Origin of the sequence: Streptomyces sp. NPDC058685 (assembly GCF_042714725.1) — a bacterium.
Taxonomy (GTDB): Bacteria; Actinomycetota; Actinomycetes; order Streptomycetales; family Streptomycetaceae; genus Streptomyces.
This window is the reverse complement of the sequence record NZ_JBHXSL010000068.1, coordinates 1-3,467: the sequence shown is the minus strand read 5'-3', so window position 1 is coordinate 3,467 and position 3,467 is coordinate 1. Positions and strand designations below refer to the sequence as shown.

Annotated in this window: 1 protein-coding gene; it reads left to right on the top strand. The window is 73.1% G+C overall.

What is annotated here, in order from left to right; genetic code table 11:
* Positions 1-70 precede the first annotated feature (70 nt).
* A complete protein-coding gene (locus ACFWU3_RS33015; RefSeq protein ID WP_384444776.1) occupies positions 71-3,259 on the top strand; it encodes an amino acid adenylation domain-containing protein in 3,189 nt (1,062 codons plus the stop codon).
* The last annotated feature ends 208 nt before the right edge of the window (positions 3,260-3,467 follow it).

Here is a 3,467-nt window from a genome sequence, read left to right as displayed (position 1 = left end):
CTTCCCCTCGCCCCGGCACACCCTCCACCCACCGACGAGAGAACCCGAACCACGCGAAGGGAACGACGAGATGACCGACCTGACGACGGCCCCCGCCACCCTGGCGGCAGACCAGCCGCACCCCCGCCCCGCCCCGCCCGACACCGCACCGCCCGTGCTGCCTCTGTCGCTGGGCCAGGAAGAGCTGTACCGGCGGCCACCGCAGGCGGCCGAGCCGCCCGTGGTCCTCGGTTGGCGCCTGCACGGTGAGGTGCACCGCCCCGCGCTCGCCCGAGCGGTGCGGCAACTGGTGGACCGGCACGAAACGCTGCGCACCACCTACCACACGGTGGACGGCGCACCAGGCATGCGGGTGTGGCCCGCCGGCCTCTTCGCCCCGACCGAGCCGGAGTTCGCCGACCTCACCGGCCACCCGGCCGCCGAGCTGGAGGAGCGGATACGACAGCTGGTCACCGCCCCCTTCGACCTCGCGGCCGGCCCGGTGCTGAGGGTCCTGCACGCCCATGTCGCCGACGGTGAGCACGTCCTCGTGCTCTGCCTGCACCCCATCGCCGCGGACCGCGCGTCGAAGGACCTCCTCGCCGCCGACCTGGCCGAGCTGTACACGGCGGCGCTGACCGGCCGCCCCGCCCCGCCTCAGCCCGCCGGCCGCTACCGCGACCACGCGGCCTGGCAGCGCAAGCGCTTCACCGACGCCAAGATCGCCGCCCGGCTCGACTGCTGGCGCGAGAGGCTCGCCGACCTGCCCACGCTGCGCCTGCCCACCGACCGGCCCCGGCCGGCCGCACGCACCACCCCCGGTGCCCGGCACGACTTCCGTGTGCCCGCCTCTGTCGCCCACGCCCTGACGGGACTCGCCCGCGAGCAGGGAGGCACCCTGTTCGACGGCCTCCTCGCCGCCTGCCAGGTGCTCTTCTCGCGCTACAGCCAGCAGCAGGACCTGGCGCTCGGCACCCTGGCCTCCGGCCGTCCCCACCCCCACCTGCACGACATGGTCGGCCACTTCGCCAACCCTCTGGTCCTGCGGCAGACGGTGCACCCGGGCACTCCCTTCGCCGACCTGGTCGCCGACAGCGCCCGCACCGTCCAGGACGCCCTCTCGCATCAGGACGTGCCCTACGGCCGACTCGTCACCGAACTCGCCGAAAGCCCCGAGACGGCGGGCCGTCCGCTGGTGCAGGCCATGGTGCTGCTGCGCGAGACGCCCCCGGCGTACACCCTGCCCGGGGTGCGCGTCAGCGAGTTCCACTCCTCCTGGCCGGCCCCCGCCCACGACATCACCGTCGAGTTCACCCCCGCCGCCGCCGGTGACCTGACCGGAGTCCTGGAGTACGACACCGCCCTGTTCGACGCCGACACCGTCGAACGCTGGGCCGGGCACCTGGGGGTGCTGCTCGGCGCCGCGGTCGCCGACCCCACCCGGCCCATCGGCGACCTGCCCCTGCTGGACGCCGACGAGCACCGCCTGGTGAGCACCGACTGGGCGGTCAACGAGCGGGACTTCCCCGCCCACCGCGGCGTGCACGACCTCGTCGGTGACCGGGTGCGCGCCCGGCCCGACGCGGTCGCCGTCGTCCACGGCACCGCCACCACCACCTACGCCGAACTCGACGAACGGGCCAACCGGCTGGCCCACCTGCTGCTGGACGCCGGGGTGCGGCCGGGATCCTTCGTCGCCGTGTGCCTGCCCCGCGGCCCCGAGCTGTTCGCCGCCCTCCTCGGCGTCCTGCGCGCCGGCTGCGCCTACCTGCCGCTGGACCCCGAGTACCCCGGCGACCGGCTGAGCTTCATGCTCGAAGACGCCCGGGCGGCGGTGTGTCTGACGGAGCGACACCTGACCGGCAAGCTCCCCGACACCGACGTCACGACCATCTGCCTGGACGAACAGCACGAGGCACTGGCCGCCCAGCCCGTGCACGCGCCGCACGTCGTCGTCTCGCCACGGGACGCCGCCTACGTCATCTACACCTCCGGATCCACCGGCACCCCCAAGGGCACCGTGATCGAGCACCGGTCGATCACCCGCCTGGTGTGCAACGCCGACTACGTCGCCCTGCGCGAGGACGACGTCGTCGCCCAGGGCGCGGACGCCACCTTCGACGCGGCGACCTTCGAGATCTGGGCACCGCTGGTCGCCGGCGCCCGCCTGGTCGTCATCGACAAGCACACCCTTCTCGATCCGGCCGCTCTGATCCTCGCCCTGACCCGGCACGAGATCACCACCCTGTTCCTGACGACCGCCGTCTTCAACCAGGTCGCCGCCGCCGATCCCAGCGCCTTCGCCACTCTGCGGCATGTGCTGTTCGGCGGTGAGGCCGTCAACTCCGCCCGGGTCGCGCAGGTCCTGGCGGCCCGACCGCCGCGGCGGCTGCTGCATGTCTACGGTCCGACCGAGACCACCACCTTCGCCACCTGGCACGAGGTCCGCGAGGCCGACGGCACCACCCCCGTGCCGATCGGTGGCCCGCTCGCCAACACGGCCGTCCACGTCCTGGACGAACGGCTGAATCCGGTGCCCATCGGCGTCGTCGGCGAGCTGTACATCGCCGGCCCCGGCGTCGCCCGCGGCTATCTGGGCCGTCCCGAACTGACCGCCGAACGCTTCCTGGACAACCCGTTCGCCGCCGTACCGGGCGATCGCATGTACCGCTCCGGGGACCTCGTGCGCTGGACGGCGCAGGGCACCATCGAATACGTCGGGCGGGTCGACCACCAGGTCAAGGTTCGCGGCTACCGCATCGAACCCAGTGAGATCGAACTGGTCCTGGTCCAGCACCCGGACATCGAGGCCGCGTTCGTCATCGCCCTCCAGGACGGCGACCACAAGCGCCTTGTCGGCTATGTACGCCCCGCCGCCGGGCGCCGGGTGGAGACCACCGAGCTGCGCGAGTTCGTCGCCGGCCGGCTGCCGGAGTTCATGGTGCCGTCCGCTGTTGTCGCCCTCGACGCGTTCCCCCTCACCCCCAACGGCAAGATCGACCGCAAGGCCCTGCCGGCCCCCGTACACACCGCGGACCCCGACAGCGGCCCCGCGCCGCGCACCGACACCGAGCGGGTACTCGCCGCGATCTGGGCCGACGTCCTGGGCGTCGAGCAGGTCGGCATCGGCGAGAACTTTTACGAACTGGGCGGCGACTCGATCCTGGGCATCACGGTGGTCGCTCAGGCACGCAAGGCCGGCCTGACGATCTCCGCCAAGGACGTCTTCCGGCGCCAGACGATCGCCGAACTCGCCGCCGCGGTCACCGACCAGCCCTAGCCTCCACAGCCCGCCCCCGCCCCCGCCCCGCTCAAGCCCTGCGGCCCGCCGGACCTCCCGGCGGGCCGCAGGGCACTGCCACGCCCTCACTGTGCGGGGCAACGCGCTGGGGCGCGGGGGCCCCAACCGCCCGGGCCCCGGGGCGGATAAAAAAAAAAAAACCCACCACAACCCCAAGTATGACGTGTTGCGGGGGGGGGGGGGTGAA

Coding starts and splice junctions, on each gene's coding strand:
- ACFWU3_RS33015 (WP_384444776.1), top strand. CDS start 71: ATGACCGACCTGACGACGGCCCCCGCCACCCTGGCGGCAGACCAGCCG.